This window comes from Portibacter marinus (assembly GCF_021533195.1).
Lineage (GTDB): Bacteria > Bacteroidota > Bacteroidia > Chitinophagales > Saprospiraceae > Portibacter > Portibacter marinus.
The window spans coordinates 197,836-220,696 of the sequence record NZ_JAJNKB010000006.1 but is presented as its reverse complement, the minus strand read 5'-3'; the positions used below and the strand labels follow the sequence as shown (position 1 = coordinate 220,696).

Annotated in this window: 17 protein-coding genes; 5 read left to right on the top strand and 12 right to left on the bottom strand. The window is 39.8% G+C overall.

Annotated features, from left to right (window positions below; all coding sequences use genetic code 11):
- Both L2567_RS14905 and L2567_RS14900 read right to left on the bottom strand, forming a co-directional pair.
- Positions 1-1,374, bottom strand: coding sequence for a DUF4270 family protein (locus L2567_RS14905; protein ID WP_235298598.1), 1,374 nt, complete (start codon positions 1,372-1,374; stop codon positions 1-3).
- A 36-nt stretch (positions 1,375-1,410) separates the two neighbouring features.
- Entirely contained in the window at positions 1,411-2,241 is an 831-nt protein-coding gene (locus L2567_RS14900) for a glycogen/starch synthase (protein WP_235298597.1), read from the bottom strand.
- A gap of 248 nt (positions 2,242-2,489) precedes the next feature.
- Between L2567_RS14900 and L2567_RS14895 the strand changes: the two genes are divergently transcribed.
- Both L2567_RS14895 and L2567_RS14890 read left to right on the top strand, forming a co-directional pair.
- Positions 2,490-4,442 carry a beta-galactosidase gene (locus L2567_RS14895; RefSeq protein ID WP_235298596.1) on the top strand — a complete coding sequence of 651 codons (1,953 nt, stop codon included), beginning with the start codon at positions 2,490-2,492 and terminating at the stop codon, positions 4,440-4,442.
- 17 nt (positions 4,443-4,459) lie between these two features.
- A complete protein-coding gene (locus tag L2567_RS14890) occupies positions 4,460-5,905 on the top strand; it encodes a sodium:solute symporter family transporter (RefSeq protein ID WP_235298595.1) in 1,446 nt (481 codons plus the stop codon).
- Positions 5,906-5,909: 4 nt separating this feature from the next.
- Here L2567_RS14890 and L2567_RS14885 read toward each other — a convergent pair whose 3' ends face one another.
- Positions 5,910-7,292: a DUF819 family protein gene (locus L2567_RS14885; protein ID WP_235298594.1), complete on the bottom strand. Its 1,383-nt coding sequence runs from the start codon at positions 7,290-7,292 to the stop codon at positions 5,910-5,912.
- Between the two features lie 84 nt (positions 7,293-7,376).
- On the opposite strand from L2567_RS14885, the gene L2567_RS14880 reads away from it, so the two are divergent.
- Positions 7,377-7,763 carry a YkvA family protein gene (locus tag L2567_RS14880; RefSeq protein ID WP_235298593.1) on the top strand — a complete coding sequence of 129 codons (387 nt, stop codon included), beginning with the start codon at positions 7,377-7,379 and terminating at the stop codon, positions 7,761-7,763.
- Here the strand turns inward: L2567_RS14880 and L2567_RS14875 are convergent.
- Positions 7,753-8,361 (bottom strand): hypothetical protein, encoded by a 609-nt coding sequence (locus L2567_RS14875; protein ID WP_235298592.1) that lies wholly within the window; start codon positions 8,359-8,361, stop codon positions 7,753-7,755. The genes L2567_RS14880 and L2567_RS14875 overlap by 11 nt on opposite strands.
- A 217-nt stretch (positions 8,362-8,578) precedes the next feature.
- Between L2567_RS14875 and L2567_RS14870 the strand changes: the two genes are divergently transcribed.
- Together L2567_RS14870 and L2567_RS14865 are read left to right on the top strand one after the other, a co-directional pair.
- Positions 8,579-9,781 carry an aspartate aminotransferase family protein gene (locus L2567_RS14870; RefSeq protein ID WP_235298591.1) on the top strand — a complete coding sequence of 401 codons (1,203 nt, stop codon included), beginning with the start codon at positions 8,579-8,581 and terminating at the stop codon, positions 9,779-9,781.
- A gap of 131 nt (positions 9,782-9,912) precedes the next feature.
- Positions 9,913-13,365, top strand: coding sequence for a pyruvate carboxylase (locus L2567_RS14865; protein WP_235298590.1), 3,453 nt, complete (start codon positions 9,913-9,915; stop codon positions 13,363-13,365).
- A 27-nt stretch (positions 13,366-13,392) separates the two neighbouring features.
- On the opposite strand, the gene L2567_RS14860 is transcribed toward L2567_RS14865, so the two are convergent.
- The 8 genes from L2567_RS14860 to L2567_RS14825 form a co-directional block, all read right to left on the bottom strand.
- The gene (locus L2567_RS14860; RefSeq protein WP_235298589.1) at positions 13,393-13,863 is read right to left on the bottom strand and encodes an acyl-CoA thioesterase; all 471 of its coding nucleotides are present in this window, start codon (positions 13,861-13,863) and stop codon (positions 13,393-13,395) included.
- Complete coding sequence (locus L2567_RS14855) at positions 13,863-16,562, bottom strand: helix-turn-helix and ligand-binding sensor domain-containing protein (RefSeq protein WP_235298588.1); 2,700 nt, start codon at positions 16,560-16,562, stop codon at positions 13,863-13,865. The genes L2567_RS14860 and L2567_RS14855 overlap by 1 nt, the downstream gene beginning before the upstream one ends.
- A 30-nt stretch (positions 16,563-16,592) precedes the next feature.
- On the bottom strand, positions 16,593-17,093 hold the full coding sequence (locus tag L2567_RS14850) for a dihydrofolate reductase (RefSeq protein ID WP_235298587.1): 501 nt from the start codon (positions 17,091-17,093) through the stop codon (positions 16,593-16,595).
- Positions 17,094-18,950: a penicillin-binding protein 2 gene (mrdA, locus tag L2567_RS14845; protein ID WP_235298586.1), complete on the bottom strand. Its 1,857-nt coding sequence runs from the start codon at positions 18,948-18,950 to the stop codon at positions 17,094-17,096.
- A gap of 2 nt (positions 18,951-18,952) precedes the next feature.
- A complete protein-coding gene (locus tag L2567_RS14840) occupies positions 18,953-19,474 on the bottom strand; it encodes a rod shape-determining protein MreD (protein WP_235298585.1) in 522 nt (173 codons plus the stop codon).
- A complete protein-coding gene (gene mreC / locus L2567_RS14835; protein ID WP_235298584.1) occupies positions 19,467-20,279 on the bottom strand; it encodes a rod shape-determining protein MreC in 813 nt (270 codons plus the stop codon). Before mreC ends, L2567_RS14840 begins: the two co-directional genes overlap by 8 nt.
- 48 nt (positions 20,280-20,327) lie before the next feature.
- On the bottom strand, positions 20,328-21,359 hold the full coding sequence (locus L2567_RS14830) for a rod shape-determining protein (RefSeq protein WP_235298583.1): 1,032 nt from the start codon (positions 21,357-21,359) through the stop codon (positions 20,328-20,330).
- Between the two features lie 135 nt (positions 21,360-21,494).
- On the bottom strand, positions 21,495-22,766 hold the full coding sequence (locus L2567_RS14825) for a M16 family metallopeptidase (protein ID WP_235298582.1): 1,272 nt from the start codon (positions 22,764-22,766) through the stop codon (positions 21,495-21,497).
- Positions 22,767-22,861 lie beyond the last annotated feature (95 nt).

Here is a 22,861-nt window from a genome sequence, read left to right as displayed (position 1 = left end):
CTATTTAGAAAAATTAGCTTTCAGCCTCATAGGGAACTCTGAATGCCCAGGGCCAAAAATAATAGAACGTCCAGGCATGGTCACTTTATTTCTTGGAACAATTCTTAATCGCGTTTTGGGATTGCTGCTGCCTAATTCCTGAATCGCATGCAAAGAAATGATGGCGTTGTACTTTTTGATCGTCATTCCATTAAGTTGCACATCCTCTAGTGTTCCCTCGAAATAAGAAGGTATACCTAAGTTAAACGCAACGATGGCATCTTCAATGGGAACCAAATCTCCTTCTTCATTATATTCTTCCAAAACGATACTTTCTATAGGAGCATGAATGTCTTGAGAGGCACTTTCTAGTACATAAAACTCCAACTCCATTCTATTAATCAGAAAGCCATCCAACTGATCTGTGGATAGCACAGGAAGTTCCAATTCCACTACTGGCCCTGCCATTCCCTGAAGAAATACTAAACTATCACCCTTCTCATCATCATCCAAAAATTCTTCGACTATTGCATTTTCAGTATCATGATTGTAATAATTATGCCTTACACCCCTAAGTGGAAAACGATAATTTTTTCTAAGTGTATCTTCTCTATAATAAATATAAATATTGTTGTTAGGTGCCGCACCGCTACTTAATGTATTGAAATTGAAGCCGATTGTAGAACTGTTGTTCGGAGTGCTCTTTATACTGATTCCAGGCGTGTAGTCCAAAAAAGCCTCCGGGGTATGAACCAGGAGTGTGTCGTCAATCATAGCCTGAGCCCAGGAGTTGTCCAATTTCATTCGAAACTGATTGCTCACCTTAATGGTATCATTGGGTTCAATGACAATAAAAGAATCTCTGGGTGATGGCACAAATGATCTACTTCCTATTAAATCAGTAGCAGAGGGTCTGAAGGTTGAAAATATTTTATTTCCGCTTGGCAATGCATTCTCCATTACCCTAACCTCTATATTGTGAGTCGTGGTAGAATCTCCATAAAACCCTGCCTGGTTGTATTCCATGACTAATACCACTGAATCTAACCTTACTTTTGTTTCCAGCCCATCTTTAATGAATCTAAAATCTGGTGGTATAACAGTACCACCTAATTGTGTCAAAAGCGAAACATTGGCGTAAGCCTCAGCAGTGGTTTCTCCAAAATAGGGATCTCTCAATTGACCAACCATTAAAGAAGTGATGCTTGCGGCACCATCATAGGTTACTACAGAATCGACATTATTTGTGAAAGCTTTTATGTCGAAATCATCTCTAAAAGAGAGTTCTATACTATCTGGTATAAAGAGATCAGCACCAACAAGACTAGACTTGCTGCAGGCGTAAGTAATGGTAATGACCACGAATGCGGCAAAACTGTACAAAAATATTCTCATACAAGATTATAAATGATTAATGTGTTACGGACAGAGCTATTCTGCTTCCTCCTCTTCTTCCTCTTCTAACAGGCTCTTGTAAAAGTCAAAGTAAACCGGAGGTGCTTCATCAACTGGCACAAAGTCCAATTTTGTCTTTCCTGACTTTTCTATCAACTCATTAACGGAATCATCAAGCGTTTCGCTTCCTTGAATGATGATATCAGAGTTTTTGATGGCTCCTGCATGTAAATTGATTCCATTTTCATCACTGAAAGATTTTAAATCAGATTCCTCCAGATTATTGATCATGGCTTTCTCCAGGAATTGGTCAGAAAAAGTACCACCCATGGATTTATTGTAGACAGAATAGATCACCTGAGCATTTTGAAAAATAGGTTCGTCTTTATAAACTGTTTTGAGATAAAGCGGGACCAATGCGGTCATCCAGCCGTGACAATGAATAATGTCCGGCGCCCATCCAAATTTCTTTACCGTTTCCATGACACCCTTGCAGAAGAAAATCATTCGTTCCGAGTTGTCATCAAATGGTTCTCCGTCGGCGTTTTTGAAAACAAATTTTCTTTTGAAGAATTCTTCGTTATCTAAAAAGTACACTTGCATCCTTGCTCCCGGAAGAGAAGCCACTTTAATAATTAAAGGAAAGTCATCGTCATCTACGATGATGTTCATTCCGGATAATCTAACTACTTCATGAAGACGATGCCTGCGCTCGTTAATCGATCCAAATTTCGGCATCAATACACGAATTTCATATCCTTTTTCCTGTGTATATTGTGGCAGTTTTCTTACCAATTTCGAAATATCATCAGCGACCGTATAAGGCTCCATCTCCTGAGTGACAAAAAGAATTCTCTTCTTACTCATACCTAACTTACTTTTTTTACAAGAGATTAAAAATAGCGTGCAAAGATAAGAATTTTTCTTGATTGTTACATAATCCTCTGAAATTCAGTATGGCTACCATTTTTCTTGCCAAAATATATTACAACTTCAAGTTCTCTTAAAGTCGATTTCTTATAAATGATTACATTAGTTCCTTTTATAGAAAGTGTGATAGACATTAGATATTTTACATCTTTTTCTACCTATATTTCTTCCTTGACCTCTTATTTATGACAAATTTTATCGTAAGACCTGAGCTAGGTGTGTGCTATTACCCAGAGCAGTGGAACAAACATTTATGGGTAGAGGATATTGAAAAAATGAAAGCTTTAGGACTGTCATGGGTGCGAATAGGTGAGTTTTCATGGTCAGAACTCGAACCCATACCCAACGAATGCTCATGGGATTGGCTTGATGAGATCATAAACCTCTTGGGTAATGCAGGATTGAAAATCATTTTATGTACCCCTACAGCTACACCACCAAGATGGATGATTACCAAATATCCGGACCTTTTAGCCGTAGACAAGGATGGAAAAGCCAGAATCTTTGGATCACGAAGGCATTATTGTTTCTCTCATAAAGGTTATCAATGGGAGTCTCAGCGAATTACCGCATTGCTGGCAGAACGATATGGAAAGAACAAGTTTATAGGTGCCTGGCAAACGGATAATGAATACGGCTGTCATGACACCATCATTTCATATAGTTTATCTGCACTGAAAGGTTTCCAAAACTGGCTTGAACAGAAATACCAGAAAATAGAAAAACTAAATGAAGCCTGGGGAAATGTTTTTTGGTCCATGAAATATATGTCTTTCGCTGAAATCCAACTTCCGAATTCCACTGTCACAGAACCGAATCCTGCCCATGTCCTGGATTTTAGAAGATATTCATCTGATCAGGTAGTCCACTTCAACTTGCTACAGTGTAAAACCATTCGCAAACACTCCGACTTACCCATACTTCATAATTATATGGGTAAGATTATTGATTTTGATCATTTTGAAGTCGGCAAAGATTTAGAGATAGCCAGCTGGGACAGCTATCCACTAGGTTTCCTGGAAGATAGAGTAAATGCCAGCGAAGAAGAGAAAAAATACTATCAGCGACAAGGTGATCCCGATTTCCAGGCCCTTCATCACGATCTTTATCGTGCTGTAGGCCACATGAGATCAGAAAACCCTCGATGGTGGATCATGGAGCAACAACCAGGACCAGTAAACTGGGCACCATTCAATCCCATTCCTCATAAAAATATGGTGCGTCTATGGTCTTGGGAAGCTTTTGCACACGGTGCAGAAGTGGTAAGTTATTTTCGATGGAGACAAGCACCGTTTGCCCAGGAACAAATGCATTCCGGATTGCAAAGACCTGATCGCGAATGGGCAACAGCCAAAGATGAAGTAGAAAATATCACCAATGATTTGGAAAAAATTCGAGAAATTGAGCATACCGATGCAGAAATTGGTCTCGTCTTTGATTATGAATCTTGTTGGGCCTGGCAAACACAGCCACAAGGCCAATCATTTGATTATTTTGAATTGATATTAGATTATTATCGGGCTTTGAGAAAGCTAGGACAATCTATAGATATTATTCCTGCGAAATTCCCGGAATTCAAAAAAAGAAAAGTCATCATAATTCCTGGACTGTTTTGCTGGAACAAAGATCTTTTGAAGGAGATTAAAGCCTTCAAAGGGAAAATCATCATTGGTCCAAGGTCAGGGTCTAAAACAAACCACTTTTCTATCCCCGAAAATTTAGCCCCTAATATTCCCGGATTTGATTGCAAAGTTCACGAAGTCGAAAGTCTAAGGGCAGGAGAACTGATTTCCTTAGAAGACGGCAGTAATTTTCATTCCTGGCATGAGGTGCTCCATACTTCTGAAGAGATCATTGTCAAAGCTTTAGACGGCACACCAGCTGTTATCAGAAAGGATAACTTGATTTACATTGGAGGTTGGTTAGATCAAAAAGGAATGATGAATCTTTTTTCAAAAATACTTGAATCGACATCCATTCAAGCCTATACTTTAGAAAATGGACATCGCATTAGAAAGACAGCTCACCATACTTTTCATTTTAACTATGGCCTGGATAATGTGGCAGTTATGGGACATTCATTGAAAACCGGAGATATTTTAGTATTAGATACTAAGACAAATCAAAGAATAATTTAATCATTTATTAATAATCTGTGGAGTTACAAAACATACAAGTCGTCGTCTTTCTCGGTCTTACCTTACTGATTGCCATTGTGACCTTTTGGTTTTGCAGAGGCGCCAGACAAGGAGAAGATGGAACTCAAGAATATTTTCTGGCAGGAAATGACCTCAAATGGTATTTCGTGGCCGGTTCTATTACTTTGACAAATCTTTCGACGGACCAGTTGGTAGGAATGAATGGCAATCAGATGGCCTTGCTGGCCTGGTGGGAGTTAGCGGCTGTCGCTGGGTTGCTCATGCTCACTTTTATTTTTCTACCCATTTACTACAGATATGAATGTACAACCACTACTGAATTACTTGAAAAAAGATATAACAACCAACATATCCGCGCCGTCATTTCTGTCTTATTTCTTTTAGGTAACATATTCATCTTCCTACCTGGTGTCCTGTATGGAGGGTCCTTGTTTATGCAAAGTATGTTTGGCATCGATTTGAATCTGTACATATTAGCTGCTCTTTTCGCGATTGTTGGAGCCATTTATGCCATCGTAGGTGGATTGCGTGCGGTAGCTGTTTCTGATACCTTTTCAGGCATATTGCTTTTAGGCCTTGCCATTTTGGTTGTCTTTGTATCTTTACGCGCAATCAATTTTGATTTTTCAGGCATTCCGCAGGAACGGTTAACTTTGATTGGTGGACCTGCTTCCGACATACCTTTCAGTGCTTTATTTACGGGAATGATTTTCATCCAGATGTTTTACTGGTCTACCAATCAGACCATTACTCAACGTGCAATGGCTTCTCCGACAGTTAAGGAAGCACAAAAGGGCGTGCTCTTTGCTGCCTTGATTCGCTTGCTGATAGTTCCGCCTATCATTGTTCTGCCAGGAATCGTAGCATTTAAACTATACGGAGACATTGGAGATGCAACGTACGGAACAATCGTTGGTGATCTGCTCCCTTCTTTTCTCTCAGGAGCATTCGCTGCAGCCATTGCAGCAGCTGTATTGACTACTTTTAATTCGATTTTAAATGCATCTGCTGCCTTGTGGGTATGTGATATTCACAAAACCTATTTTAACAAAAATCCAAATGTTAAAAGATTGTCTCTATGGGTCTCAATAGCCATGGTGTTGCTTGCATTCATGATGATTCCTATTTTTAATAATCCGGAATCAAGCCTTATAAATACCATGCAAACTTTATTTGGATTATTGTCAATGCCCATACTTTCTGCATTTATTGTCGGACTACTGTTTAAGAATGTTAACCCTTATGCGATGATCATCGCTGTTGTATTTTCTGTATGTCTGTATGCTTTTTTCATTTTTGTATGGCCAAGTTTGCCAGGAGGTGGCTATATACATATGATGGCTGTGACCTTATTTGCTGGAATTGCAATGGCATTGACAGTTAACAGACTTGTGTTCAAACAAAATGCAATTTGGGATGCTAACCGGATTTTTGCAGACTAGTGATTTATCCCGAAACGCCCTGCATCAACATTGCACAGATAATAGCTCCATAGGTACCCATTGCATAACCTAAAACTGCCATCAATACACCCACGGGAGCCAATGCCGGATCGAATGCCGACGCCACAATCGGCGCACTGGCAGCGCCTCCCACATTGGCCTGACTGCCCACTGCCACAAAGAAATACGGAGCCCTGATAATCTTACTGACAATAAATAAAATCAGTACATGAACCATCATCCAAACTATTCCGATCAGAAATAACCCGAGATTATCAAAGATCTCTCCCACATTCATTTTCATACCGATCGTAGCTACCAAAATATAGATAAACACTGTTCCCCAGCGACTCGCGCCTACTCCTTCAAACTTCCGAGCTCTTGTAAATGAGAGTGCCACACCAACTGTTGTAGATATGACGATCAACCAGAAAAATGAACTCATTAAAGAATTGAGCCGCAGAGACTCCAGACTTTCTTTAAAACTAGCCATCCAGGGCGTAATGACATCTTTTCCCCAATGACTCACGGCTACTGCTCCAAATGCAATGGCCAACAGAATAAAAACTTCTCTTGTAGTCGGAACCTTTTCTATGCTCGAGCGATAATCCGAGACCCGCTTCTTCAATTCTTCAATAGCAGAATTATCAGCCTTTAACCAGCGATCCAGCTTATCTGAAAAATTGATCCCGAATAGCAGTATGCCCATCCATATATTGGCCACCAATACGTCGACTACAATCATAGAAGCAAACAAGCCATCTCCAACCTGATAAATCTCCTTCATTGCCGTCTGATTCGCACCTCCACCAATCCAGCTACCGGCAATAGTTGACAATCCACGCCAGATTTCACCTGCTGAAGAATCGATCACTCCGGGTGCAACGTAAGAAACGAACAACAACGCAATGGGACCACCAATGATGATTCCCAATGTTGCCGCAAAAAACATGATTAAAGCTTTTGGACCCAATCGCATGATGCCCTTAAAATCAATTCCTAAACATAGCAGCACCAAACATGCGGGTAATAGATATCTACTAGCCACAAAATAGAGTTGGGAATGACCTTGATGAGGTTCCAATTGAGCAGTGGTAGCGCCAGCATCACGTAGGAATGTCGTAATCTGATCATAGCTCATATTGGAAAAGTCCTCCATCACGCCCAACTGACCTGCCAGTTCATAGACCGATTCCGTGTACCAGTGTGGCGCTATTAAACCCAATGGCCAGTTTAACAATGCCGGAACAAAATAACACATCAAGACGGTCGGTAAAAAGGTATAAAATCGTTTCCAGCTAGGCAAACTCGAAGTATGAAAAATAAATGCAAGTACAATTAATAACAACCCGAGAACTACAGCATCATTGGTGAAAATCGGCTCCATCGACTTCGTTTATTTGGGAGCAATATAGCAAATTACGGCATCCAAATGAACTAAACCTATGCTGTCAATGGTTATTATTGCAGTATGCTGGAAAAATTAAACAAATACAGAAAGTCTTTCAATGCCAATAAGTTGCTTAATAAGCTTCCGAATTACTTGAAGACGATTGGCATCAAAACCATATATACGGTTCTCTTGCTTTTTAAAGCATATCAGAGAAAAGAAACACCGGCCTGGGCGAAAAATATTATTCTTGGAACCATCGGTTATCTACTCAATCCTATTGATGGAATTCCAGATGTGACGCCATTTTTAGGTTTTACTGATGATGTAGGAGTTATCAGCTTCGGCCTGGTTTCTATCGCTTGCTACATTGATGAAAATGTTAGGAAAGAAGCCAAAACACAATTGGCCAAATGGTTTAGCGACTATAATAGCGAGGATTTAGAAGAGGTAGATGCTAAATTTTAGCAATTTTTATTTTCTTCTTTTTAAGTAGGTCAATGGTAGTGTGGAAATAGATCATCCAAGGAAAACTGCCTGAAAGAACCGCTAACCCAAATATAAGTGGTGAGACCTCACCAATTATCAGTTCATGGAGAGATAGAAATATCAAAGGAGTGAGTACAACCGAAATGATCAAAAGCAAGATATTCCTCGTTAATCTCAAATCAATAATCCGAAGATTTAGGCTTTGAAGAATTGTTAAGTCAGTTTTGGTCAATAAATGATGGGTTTTATTTTCGGTAAGGTTTACTCTACTGACTTCTTTGGTTTTTCTGGTCATGAGTATTTTACTGATGGGAAAAAATCCGGCAGTTAAAATGATACCTAATAGTCCAACCCATAGTCCTTCAAATAAAATATGGACCAAAAATATGGAGGCAGAAAAGATCATAAAATATCGAGAAGCCCATAAAAAGAAGGTCTTGTCGTTTTGTTCTCTCAAATCCTGTAATATTTCTGATTGTTGATGGTATGCATCTCGCAGAGATTCGTCTACTTCGACGGATTTTTTAGAAGCCGAAAGTTTAGCCGCAAAATCGTGATACATATCTAGATTTTCCATCATATCAAAAGTAAGTCAAATTTTTCAGTGTTTTGTAGCGTGATTGAAAATAGTAGTGAACCTATCCCGCTTTAGGACTCGCATCATGACTTGCAAATTCCATTGGCTAGCTGCCAATCAGTACAGAATTCGCAAAATTAAATGCCTCCCCTCCTGCACTGCAAATAAAATACTTCCTAACTTCGCAGCTAACCTTTATTTTTCAAGAAAAACAGCCATGCCCAGCATTCGACAACTCTTTCTTTCTCATGTTGCCAAAACCAATGAAATGCCTCTGATGCTCGAAATTGATCGGGCAGAAGGGATTTACATTTATGATAGCAAAGGGAAAAAATACTTCGATATGAACAGTGGCATCTCCGTCAGTTCACTAGGCCATTGTCATCCCGCTGTCGTTAAAGCTGTCAAAGATCAGGTTTCCAGACACATGCATACCATGGTTTACGGAGAACACATTCAATCTCCTCAAGCCTCTTATGCATCTTTATTGACCTCCCAACTGCACAAACGACTTGACCTTGTCTACTTCGTAATGACCGGTACGGAGACCGTAGAACTGGCAATGAAGTTGGCAAGAAAACAGACCGGCAGAACTGAAATTATTGCTTGCCGAAATGCTTATCATGGAAGTACCTACGGAGCCGAAGCCTTAAGAAGTGACACTGGGTTCACCATGCATTTTGCGCCAGGTGTTCCAGGGGTAAGACACATCAACTATAATTTAGTTGAAGACCTGAATAAAATCACCAAAAGTACCGCAGCTGTGATCGTCGAACCCGTTCAGGCAGAGTCAGGAGTCCATCCACCACTGGACAATTATTTACTTCAACTAAAAATTCGTTGTGAAAAAGTAGGTGCACTTTTTATTTTAGATGAGATACAAACAGGATTTGGAAGAACAGGAGCACTATTCGCACATCAAAAATACAATGCCATTCCTGATGTATTACTGATCGCCAAGTCGATGGGTGGTGGTATGCCGATTGGTGCGGTCGTTTCTTCAGAAAAAATCTTCTCTTCAATGATCAAGAATCCTGCTCTTGGACACATTACCACCTTTGGAGGTCATCCTGTGAGTTGTGCAGCAGCGCATGCCACATTGACAACAATACTGGAAAACGAGTTACCTGAAAAAGTACTGACTAAGGAAGCCCTGATCCGAAGAACACTTCAACATCCCATTATCAAAGAAATCAGAAGTTCCGGTTTGATGATGGCTGTAGAATTGACCAAAAGGAAATATCTTAAACATGTCGTGGGAAAGTGTATGGACCTGGGATTGATCATAGACTGGTTTTTATTTAACGATCGCTCCTTCAGACTAGCTCCTCCATTGATCATCACTGAACAAGAAATAGATGAGGCTTGTAAGATTATACTTGAAGCCATGGACTACGCTTTTGAAAAATACAATCATTAAGCGAAATTTTTGCCCTGTCTTCAAACACATGCATTCAATATGCTTTTAAATAGCTCCAATATCTTAACTTTGGTGGGCTGACATTTGCAGATGTTCTGCTATTTTTTCAATCTTTTATAAATATTAATACCTTGACTGAATTATCCATAAAAAAACTACTTGTTGCCAACAGAGGTGAAATTGCCATTCGTGTTTTTCGTGCTGCCTCTGAACTGAACATAAGGACAGTCGCACTATATACCTTCGAAGATCGCTTCTCATTGCATAGATATAAAGCAGACGAAGCTTACCAGATTGGTGCTAAAGATGACCCATTAAAGCCATATCTAGACATCGGTGAAATCATCAAGATCGCTCAAGAAAACGATGTGGACGCTATTCACCCTGGCTATGGTTTCCTTTCAGAAAATGAAAACTTTGCTCAGGCTTGTATTGATGCTGGTATTAAATGGATCGGACCCAAGCCCGAAGTCATGGCAGCATTAGGTGATAAAATATCTGCTAAAAAAGCAGCGAAAGAATCAGGTGTTCCCATCGTTCCCGCCAGCGAGGGGGAAATTAAAACTGCTGAAGAGGTAAGGAAAACAGCTTCTGAAATTGGTTATCCGGTTATGGTCAAGGCTGCATATGGTGGTGGTGGTCGAGGAATGAGGGTGGTTCATTCAGATGATGAAATTGTTAAAGCTTTCCAGGAAGCCAGTGGAGAAGCCGAGACAGCATTTGGTAATCCTGCCGTTTTTGTAGAAAAATATATTGCAGATCCCAAACATATTGAAGTCCAACTTCTCGGAGATCAACATGGCAATTTGGTCCACCTATTTGAAAGAGATTGCTCTATTCAAAGGCGGTTTCAAAAAGTAGTGGAAATTGCACCAGCGACATCATTAAAGCAAGAAACAAGAGAAGCACTCTATCGTCATGCTCTGGCCATCGGAAATTCAGTAGGTTATCAAAATGCAGGAACGGTCGAGTTTTTGTTAGATGAAAATGAGAATATTTACTTCATAGAAGTGAATACCAGGATTCAGGTAGAGCATACCATCACTGAAGTGATTACTGGTGAAGACATCGTCAGAAATCAAATATTAATTGCTGCAGGTTATCCTCTATCTGATCCACGCATTGGTTTGGGTAAGCAGGAAGACATTACATATAGGGGAGTAGCCATTCAATGTAGAATTACGACAGAGGATCCTTCTCAAAACTTCAAACCGGATTATGGAAGACTGGTGGCCTATAGGAGTGCCAGTGGCTTTGGGATTAGGCTGGATGCCGGAAATGCCTATGCAGGTGCCACCATATCACCGTTTTTTGACAGTATGTTGGTCAAAGTAACAGCTTCGGGAAGTTCACTAACAGATGCAGCAGACCGACTTCATAGGGCTTTAAGAGAATTTAGGATTAGAGGTGTTAAATCAAACATTTCATTCCTTCTAAATATCCTTCGGGATCCGGGCTTCCGTTCCGGAAATACAACTGTTCATTACATTGCTAACCATCCGGAATTGTTGACCCCACCCAACTGGAAGGATAGGGGAACAAAACTTATCCGATATCTAGGTGAAGTGAATGTAAATGGAAATCCGGACGTCAAGAAAAAGGTGGATCAGGTCGAATTCAAAGATATCAACATACCGGAACCAAAGAACAGTGAACACAAACCGGGAACCAAACAATTGTTGACTGAATTGGGACCCGAGAAATTTGCCGACTGGCTGAAAGACCAGAAGCCTATTTTATATACAGATACAACCTTCAGAGATGCCCACCAATCATTACTGGCAACCAGAGTAAGGACCATGGATATGCTGAATATTGCGGAGCAATTTTCTAAGGACCATGGACACGAACTCTTTTCTATGGAGGTTTGGGGTGGCGCTACCTTTGATGTTTCTATGCGCTTTTTAAAAGAGAGTCCATGGGATCGATTGAAACTGCTAAGAAAGGCCATTCCCAACACCTTGCTCCAAATGCTACTAAGAGGTTCAAATGCTGTGGGATATAAGGCTTATCCTGACAATCTAATCGAAGCTTTTGTAGAAAAATCTGCGGAAACCGGGATCGATGTTTTCAGAATCTTTGATTCTATGAACTGGTTAGAGGCCATGAAGACAAGTATAAAGGCTGTCCGAGACCGCACGAATTCCATTGCTGAAGTATGCATTTGCTATTCAGGTGATGTAATGGATAAAAATGGAAAGTACAACATCGCCTATTATACGGATATGGTGAAAGCTGTCGAGGATAGTGGGGCGCACATCATAGCCATCAAGGATATGGCCGGGCTGCTTAAACCTTTGGCAGCAGAATACCTGATCAAAGAATTAAAAAATCATACTAAGCTTCCCATTCATTTGCATACCCATGACACCTCATCCATTCAGGCAGCTACCTACTTAAAAGCCATTGATGCAGGTGTCGACGTGGTGGATGTAGCCATAAGTGCTCTTTCTGGTTTGACGTCACAACCTAATTTTAACTCCATCGTCGCTATGATGGAAGGACATGAAAGATCAGGAAACATTGACCTCCAAAACCTAAACAGATATAGTAATTATTGGGAGGAGGTACGCAAATATTATTATCCATTTGAGACGGAGTTAAAAGCAGGAACTGCGGAAGTATATGACCATGAAATTCCTGGCGGACAATACTCTAATCTCAGGCCTCAGGCCAGATCCATGGGACTTGAAGATCAATTTGACACCATTAAAAAGAATTATGCAGATGTCAATGAAATGATGGGTGGGATGATCAAGGTCACTCCTTCATCCAAGGTCGTTGGTGATATGGCGATGTTTATGACTGCCAATGGTTTGACTGTGGATGATCTGAAATCCAAAGGCGATAAGATAGCTTTTCCTGATTCCATGATTTCCATGATGAAAGGTGAATTGGGTCAGCGAGCAGAAGGTTGGCCTAAGGAATTCCAGGCCAATGTGCTTAAAAATGAAAAGGGCTTTACGGACAAACCGAATGCCCATCTGGAAGCCATCGATTTTGAGAAGGAATACCCTGTATTTCAAGAGCGTTTTCCAGAAAAGAACAGCTTTCTCGACTTTTTAAGTTTTAGTCTTTATCCCAAAGTTTTCGAAGACTACTACACCCATATTGAGGACTTTGGCAATACAGAAATGTTACCCACTCCTTGCTTTTTTTATGGTTTAAAGCCCAATAATGAAATCACCGTCTCCATTTCCCGTGGAAAGAATATTTTAATCGAATACCTCAATACAAATGAGGCCAGTGAAGATGGAACACGACTGGTTATTTTCAGAATCAATGGGGCCATCAGGTCAGTTTTGGTTAAAGATGAAAAAGTGAAAAGTGAAGTATCTGTCCATTTAAAGGCCAATGGTGAAGGGCAAATTGGCTCCCCGCTTCAGGGAAGCTTATCAAAAGTACTTGTCAAACAAGGACAGAAGGTAGAAAAAAACGATCCTCTTTTCATTATAGAAGCCATGAAAATGGAAAGTACCATCACTGCACCCTATGATGGTGTCATTACCAAAGTGCATCTGGGAAATCGAACCATGGTCAAACAAGATGACCTGGTTTTAGAAATGGACAAAGAGTCGAAATAAGCAATACATTGAAAATATTGCGAAAGTTTACAAGGGGAAAGCTTCCTGATCCCGCAGCTCCTCTTTTTTGAGCACTCGGAATCGATCAGACTTGCTCATATTTTCAAGTGCCGACGCTAATTCTAATGGCGGAGTGGCAATCCTTCTTTGTTTTTGGTCAATAATGGCGAAAAGTGTATAAGCTAGAAAAGTGTTGGTACCATGTTGGTCATAGATGCGCTGCTCAAGCCTGATCATTCTCCCATCTTCGGAAGCACCGCTGTTCCACAGTTTGACCGTGATCTCTTCATCTGGCCGTATTTCTTTAAAGAAATAGCTCTTTTCCCAAAGGACAATGGGACCCATCCGCAACTTTTCCATCTCTTCAAGTCCAAAACCATTTTCCACAAAAAAACTCATTCTTGTGTCCGTGATATATTTGACATATGCCGAAGATGTCATATGCATATTCAAGTCTATTTCAGACCACCTCACTATATAATGCTTACTATAACTCATTAAATATTCTTTAAAAATTCAGAAAGGACTACGTCGTTATCCAACTCCAGTTTCTTTCTCAGTCTGTATCGACTGATTTCAACTCCGCGCACCGTTATGTCCAGTATAGGGGCTATATCCTTGGTTGTTAAATCCATTTTCAGAAGAGAACACAATTTGATGTCCTTTCTGGTAAGGCTTGGATATTTCATTTTTAATCTGGCGATGAATTCAGGGTCAGGATGGACATTTTCACTGACCCTACTATTTTTAGATTTTAATTTCTTGATCAATTTTCTAATGGCTTTTCTGACTTCGGCATCCTCATTTTCCTCATGTAATTTTTCCAATTGCTTTGAAATGTCGTTTTCGTTCATCGCACTGATCAGTTGTGCACTAAGGATCTCATTTTTATCACGAAGTTCCTCAATTTCTTTCTTTTGCATATCCATTAAAAAGGCTAGACGCTTATTCTTTTTCTTTCGTGACTTCATGATAGACCACATGATGAAGAATAAAATAACAGCGATAAGTAGTAGTACCCCTAAAACAATATATTGGTTCATTTCTTTCATAAACCAATCCTGTTCTATCAATACTGGAACGACCAATGTATTACTAAGCTCATTAAATCCATAGTGTGCTCTTACTTTAACCGTATTCTTTCCCCCTGGCAAGCCAATGGTCAGTTGACTGGAGGAGGTTTTCTCTGACCAACCGGTTTCATTAATGTTATAGGAATACATAACTATGTTATCAACATCCGAATAGTTGGTGCTGAATTTGAAAGTAATTTTTTCACTCTTCTTGGGAAATATAAAAAGCTCACTAGCATTTGAAGAAGTCAAAATTTTTCGATCGATCAATTCATCTTGTCCATTGTAGTTTTCCAGCCCATAAAGATGGACCTGAAATTTGATCTTCCCTTTAAGTTGACCTTGGTTGAGAAACACAAATCCACGATCTCCTGCAAAAATCATTTTGTCATCGTCGAGAGATTGTACGAAAGGCTGGTTTAAATTAAGATGTCTTTGCAAGTATGGCAAAGCTTGTTTTTGAGTTACTTTCTCCACTCCTTTATCAATCACCTTCAAAACTCCGGATTCTACTTCTGACACATACCATATATTTTCATACTCATCTTGATACAGGTATGCTATATCATTAAGATCACCGAAAGCACTGTTATAAGTGGCACTTGCTTCAAATCTGCCTATCTTTTCATTGAATTCAAATATGCCTTGATTTGAGGTAATGATCGGCTTTCCATTGATAAGAAAAATTCCATTGATGTCTTCAGGGGAGAGATTGTTTATTGGAAATATCGTAGGGCTAATAGCCATTAATGTCGGATCGTAATTCAGTAGAAATATGCCTTGTACCTGGCTATGTACCCATATTCGATCACGCTCATCCTTGATGATTTGATTGACTTCTTCTTCTATTCCATACAAATGGTTAAGAAAATTCCATCTGCCATATTGTTTTTCATAAAGGTTCAAACCAGTCGATGAAGCCTCAATCATAGTTGCACCGTCATCCAGAATCAGAACAGCATACGATGTGCCATTGGTGTTAATTTCATTGATCCTTCCATTATATAAATCCAGCCCGTTTTTGTCAGAAATCAAACATTGACCACCATCCAGATAGAAACTATAGGTAAAATCATCGTTGATCTTGAGAGGCAAACCCCCGTTTAAGAAAGAAGTTTCATCTGACCGATAGGCTCCTCTCTCTGTTCCTATAAATACTTCGTTTTCAAACTTGAGTATCGCCGTACCTTGTTCATTCAGTGCATTGATCAATTTTACAGGAGAAGAGGTCCGCAAGGAGGCAATACTCTTGCCACTTGTGATCCAAAGATTGCCTTCCTGATCGCCAAATAAATGATCAATATCCTGTCCCATATTCATCGCTCTAATAAGTGACCCATTGGCATCTAATTGGTACAAATCTGATCCCGATGTAACAAAAATACCTTGAGCATTGGCAACGACATGACTTACGTCCAGCTTTCGAATCCAATCGACTCCCTCTCGACTCCAGGGAAAAAAATTGTCTCCATCGTAAATGACGACATTATCCTGAAAAATGAGAAGAAAGCGACCATTTTCCATTTCTACAATGGAAAGTATCTGATCCTTAGCGTAGTCATCGCTATTGTTGATTTTTCTGAAGTTATTGCCAGCAAATAGATATAAGCCGCTATTCTGTCTTTGAACGATCAGATCCCTATTTAATTTGCCTGCGAAGATGACATCATCATAATTAAAATCTACCACATCCTTTCCAACCCTCAATATTCTACCATCCAGGTGAACATAGCTTCCAGAATTTACAACTATAAGTTGATGTAGTTGGGCAAAATCCAATTCAGAATAGAATGATTCGCCAAAAGATATGAGGGAATCGTTTTTAACTTTGCCAAAGAACTGCTGATTTCCCACCCATAGCTCTCCATTTTGTGCTGTTTCGATGTGTGAAATCTTTTGAGTCCAGGGACCATAGTCTTCCCATTCTCCTTCTTTCAATATCTTCAATCCGTAATCACCTCCACTGAAAATATTCCCAAATGGATCCTGGGACACGACATAGGAATTTGAATCTAAAACATATCTCACTAAAGGATAAGTACCATATCCATTACCCAGTAAAGGGATGGTGAATAAGAGCAATGAGAAAGTAAAGGGATTCAATTTCAGCGTTTTAGCTATCAAAGTTAAGATTTTGATGTAATACTCAAACGCTTACTCAGCAGCCTTTCTTTCGTAAACTTTAAATATAAAATCATAAGGATTGTTTTCATCCTTGCGATGTTGTTCCTCAGAGACTAATTCCCACTCTTTGTAATCAACCTCAGGAAAATAAACATCTCCTTCGATTTCAGCATCGATTTCTGTAATATAAAACTTATCCCAATAGGGCATGCTTTGTTTGTAAATCTCACCTCCTCCGATGATGAAAGCTTCTTCCTCACCATTGTCAAAAGCTATGGAAAGTGCTTCTTCGATGGAGTGGGCTACCAGGCTATTGGATACGATGTAGAAAGGATCTCTGGTTAAGATAATATTGGTACGTTTTGGGAGTGGATTACCCATGGCTTCAAAGTTTTTCCGGCCCATGATGATGTGGTGATTCAGCGTCGTTCTTTTGAAGTAACGCATATCCTTAGGTAGATCCCACGGTATATCGTTGTCTTTACCTATCACTCCGTTTTTAGTTACAGCAACTATACTCGATACAATCATTTACGTTTTTTCTTCTTCTTCCAATAAATACGCATTCAGCATCCGTTCCAAAAGCCATTGGCGACTCGGAGAAATCTCTTTGTGAAGATATTTCTCAATCATCAAACTGGCTATTGGTGCAGCATAAGTTCCTCCCCATCCCGCATTCTCGATGAAAACCGCTATAGCAATTTGTGGATTATCTTTTGGCGCAAAAGCAAAAAATACAGAGTGGTCTTTTCCATGAGGGTTCTGTGAGGTTCCTGTCTTACCACAAATCTCGATATCCGGCACTCTGGCCAAGGTCGCTGTACCTGATAAGATGGCATTTTCCATACCTTCGATGACCGGCTCGTAAAAATCCTTATTAATATTGATTTCGTTTTTGATTTTATACTTATCAGGGATATCGCTTTCAGCACTTGAAAATGATTTGACTAAATGAGGATTATAGTAATATCCTCGATTGGCCAGAATTGCAGCCAAATTAGCCATCTGTACCGTTGTCAACTCCAATTCTCCCTGACCTATCCCAAGTGAAAGGATCGCGCTTGCTCTCCAGGATGCCCCATTTTTATTATACAAATTGTCAAAATATTCAGAACTCGGCAGATTGCCTTTGCTTTCATTGCTAATGTCCACTTCCAATTGATCTCCAAGCCCAAATCTCTTGAGATAATCCATGACCATATCGAGGCCCTTGCCAGGATTAGTATACCCATATTTTTCGACCATTTCTCTCATGATCTGATAGAAATACGAATTACAGGAATATTGGATCGCCCCTGAAACTCCCCATGCTTTATTATGTGCATGACACTTCTGATAAAAATTTCTGGAAACCCTGTATGTTCCATCACAGGGAATACTCCTGGAAGGCGTGGCGATGTCTTCCTGCATAGCAATTAAGGCCATGACAGGCTTGATAATGGAGCCAGGTGGATACTTGGCCTGTACGGATCGATCAAACAGTGGAATATTCATGCTATCCGTTGACAACGCCCGGTATACACTATCTCTATTGTTAGAGATAGACATATGATTCGGGTCATAGGATATGGAGCTTAGCGCTGTTAGTATTTCCCCGGTCTTCGGTTCGATCGCCACTATGCTACCTCTTTTATTGGCCATCAGCGCCTCCCCGAATTCCTGCAAATCTAAATCCAAACCTGTCACAAGATAATCACCCGGAACAGGATATTCGTTGAGATTACCACCATCAAAGACTTCAACATTCCGTCCCAAGTTGTCTCTTAGCATATATTCCACACCTTTAGATCCCCTCAACTCCTCTTCATACATTTCTTCTAGTCCCACTAAACCCACGAAATCTCCCAGTGCATAAATACCCTCGGACTGATCTATTTGCTTTTGATTGACCTCCCCGAGATAGCCTAAAACATGGGCTGAACTGGAATGTGGGTAAGACCTCACATTTCTCATTTCTGTAAAGAATCCCGGAAACCTGAACATGTGCTCCTGTAAAGCAGCATATCGTTCAGGAGAAATATTATTGATGACTCTAAATGGTGTAGACTTACTAAATCTGGGATCTCTCCAGTTCTTATTGACCAGAATCTCAAAGGTCTCTTTATCGATATCGAGCAATTCACAAAACAAAGTGGTATCCATACTTGGGTCCATTTGATTGTAAATCAGTTTTAATTCATAGTTAGGCTCATTGGCCGCGAGCAGCTTTCCATTACGATCATAGATCAGTCCCCTGGTCGGATAAAGCTTCTTTTCATTTAGCGTTGTCTTTCTGGCCATGTCCTTAAAAGAGGAGTCAAGAAGCTGAATTTGGGCAGCCTTGAGGGTAAGTATTACTGCGCTAACAATAAACAACCCAAGGATGATATTTCTTTTTGCTTCTTCCAATGCTAGTACTTAGGTCTGATAATAAAATGATATATCAGGATAAATATAATCGATATAATAAAGCTAAATATTGTATTCAACACAATGTCAAAGATGAAAACAAACGAGAATGCCTCCATGGAGAAGTACCACAGAAAGTGTGCAAAGGTAAGAAGTGAAGTGTAAATGACAATCCATGAGATATCAAAATGATAAAGACTGGGAACTTCATTGATATTGTAGCCTCCTTGTGGCTCTAGAAACTGAAGAACGGGCTTACGTAAATAAGCTGTAAAAACGCATGCCGAAGCGTGAACACCCGGGCTGTCATAAAAAAGATCAACCCCTATCCCCATAAAAAGTGCAACCAATAGTATAGACCACCTGGGCATATTGAGCGGAAGCAGAAGAATAAATAAATGATAAATAATGATATGTATATAGTCAAATTCACCGGCACTCAGATCTATTCCTTTTAGAACCAAACCCTGAAGGAGCAGAAAAATGAAAAACCGGATAATATTTCTGACGACCGTATTATTCATTCAATTCCAATTCTAATTGCTCTTCCGCTTTTAAATTTTCAATCACATAAACGTAATCAAGCTTTGACAAGTCATTGTTGAGCTCCACCTCTAACGATAGGAATCCATTTCTTTTGTCAGTCTTAACCTCCACAACCGATCCAACATAGATGTCTGGTGGAAAAATGGTAGAGTAACCGCTGGTAACTACTGAATCGCCTACTACCACCTCTACATGAGGAGGAACCGCATTCATCGTTAATCGTTTGATACTTTTGCCATCCCACTGCAATTCACCTATTTCATTCGTCCTCTTCAGGCGAACCGAAATGTTCGTTTGTAGATTTAGTAAAGATAAGGCAGTGGCATAGTTAGCGGATACATCGTTCACTATTCCCACCAAACCTTCATCGTTGATAACACCCTGTCCTTTCACCAGTCCTTGGTTCCTACCCTGGTTAAGCGTCAGTTTGTTGTTTTTTTGCCTGATGGAATTATTGATTACCGCAGCGGAGATCAATTTGTATTTTTGAATAGAATCTGTTTTTTCTGGGGGCAGGTCAATGTTGGTTTTCAAATTGATAAGCTCTTCCAGTAATTTGCTGTTTTCTTCAGCCAACTGTTCATTTCTTTCTCTGAGCGTCAGGAAGTCTGTAAAATTATCGTAGCGATTAACCAAGCCAGAAGTCAATAAACTACTGGAATTGAGATAGATGCTTTTCTGCTCCTGATTAAAATTGACAATTAAATAGATGCAAAAAAACTCCAATATGATGAATAGAATCAAGTTGCCTACTCGAGCAAATAATTGTAGAAGATTCTGCATTCATAAATTTTATTCGACACCAATGTGATGTGCTAATAGGGTACAAAATTAAATGCTTTTTCTGTCAATTAAAAAAGTAAATCTTTTTGCATTTTTGATCGCGATGCCTGTTCCTAAAACTACAGCCCTTAAAGGGTCTTCAGCAATATGCACCGGAAGCTTGGTTTTTTCTGCGATTCTTTTATTTAAACCACGTAAAAGTGCACCACCTCCGGTCAGATATATTCCTCTTTTATAGATGTCTGACGCTAATTCCGGGGGTGTGTCCTCCAGGGCTTTTAATATGGCTTCCTCTATCTTGGCAATCGACTTATCCAAAGCCTCTGCAGTTTCTTCATAAGAAACATAAACTTGCTTTGGAATTCCCGAAATCAAATCACGACCATTGACCGCTACTTGTTCCGGTGGTTCATCCAACTTTGGAAGCGCAGAACCTATGTTGATTTTTATGCTTTCAGCAGTTCTTTCACCAATCAGCAGGTTGTGCTTTCTTCTCATGTGCTCCACAATATCCATTGTAAATTCATCACCTGCCGTCCGGATGGATTGATCCGTTACAATTCCTGAAAGCGCAATGACCGCAATTTCAGTAGTTCCACCTCCTATATCAATAATCATATTACCAATCGGAGCTTCCACATTGAGTCCGATTCCCAATGCTGCAGCCATAGGCTCATAGATCAGATAAGTCTCCTTGGAATCCACGTGATCAGCAGAATCAAAGACCGCTCTTTTCTCTACTTCCGTAATTCCACTTGGAATACAGATCATCATTCTCAAATGAGTAAAGAACCGCTTCCTTTCAGTGATCTGATTAATCAGTCCCTGAATTAACTTTTCAGCTGCCTGAAAATCTGCAATCACTCCATCTTTTAGTGGTCTGACTGTCTTTATATTATCATGTGTTTTTTCATGCATTTGCATGGCCTTAGAACCCACTGCAATCACTTCACCCGTTTTTCTGTCTATGGCAACAATAGATGGTTCATCCACAACGATTTCCCCATCCTGTATGATCAGTGTGTTTGCAGTTCCAAGATCTATTGCTAGTTCCTGCGTGAAAAAATTGAAAAATCTCATTTATTATTCTGTATTACAACGCATTTTTAAATCAACCGCGAAAATTACGCAAAAAGAAATTAGCAAATCGGTAATAAAAGCTAAATTAGTCCTAAACGCTTCACAACTTGATATATCTTGCAAAATGTGTACCAATTAACCCACGCGTACCAGCCACATATTGTCTTCATTTAAATACCTGTTAGCCAGTACATTTAGATTTTCAGTTGTCACATGCTTGATGGTATGCACCAAATTGTTAAAATAGTTCTCATCTAATCCTGATAACACGATTGACTTAAGCAGCCTTCCTGAATTAAATGGTCCGTCGATAAAATTCAGTATTCTGCCTAAAAGATAGTTTCTGACCATATCCAGTTCTTCAATTCCTATAGGTTCCTCTCTTAGTAACCTCAATTCCCTAAAAATCTCATCAATGGTCTTTTCGGCAAAATCTGCATTCACCTCTGTGCCAATTAGCAGAAGGCCGTCGTGCTTCATGACATCTACCTCCGAATAAATATTGTAGGTATAGCCCTTGTCTTCTCTGATATTAGACATCAACCTGGAGCCAAAGTAACCACCTAAAATAGAATTCAGTACATATAATCCGGGGTAGTCAGCATGATTTCTATCAAACACCCGACGTCCCAGCTTAATGGCAGTCTGAAAATCTTTATCCGATTCAATGATCAATTTTTCGGGATGTGGATCGATTAACTGAGGAATCTTTTCACGTGGATTTGCAGTTCTAAATCCATTTCCAAAAAAGCGATTGCAGGCAGCTATATGCTCATCCTTTACCATTCCACTCAGAAAAATAAAACAGTTGTTGGCACCATAATTATTTTCATAATGCTGCACAAGGTCCTCCCTTAAAAGTGCACCATAATCTGAAATTTCCGAATTGTATCCATAGGGATGTTCCTTTGTAAATATGGACTCTGTAATGGTTCTGTATGCAATTACATCATTTTTAACCAATTCTATTTTTAACCGTTCTGAATTGGTCTGAATGTATTTTCTCAACTCATCCTCCGGAAAAAGCGGCTCCATGATGACCTCTCTTAATATAGGAAGCAGGATTTCGAAGTGCTTGGTCAAGCAAAATAATGAAATGGAACAACTGTCCAGGTTTTCACCTGTCCGGATTGAGGCCCCATAATAATCTACATGATCGACGATTTGTCTGCTCGACATCCTAGAACTCCCTTCCTTGATTTGATTGTTACAAGCTCTGGAAACCACCTTCTTCTGTTCGTAAGTTCTGCCTGATTGAAAGACCACCTCTATTTTAATGATCTCCTGGGTGCCCTGAGAAATCGAATAAAGTGGTACACCATTATCAAGTGTGCAGAAGTTGTATTTGGGAAGACTCACCTGCTCAATGGTGTGGATTGGAGGCCCGTATTTTCTTAGATTTTCCATCAGCACGCAAAGAACTTAAAAAAACTTCATACCATATAGCTAATAGTTAGGAATTATGGTATTAAGAATTATTTTTGTGGTACTTTAAAATAAGT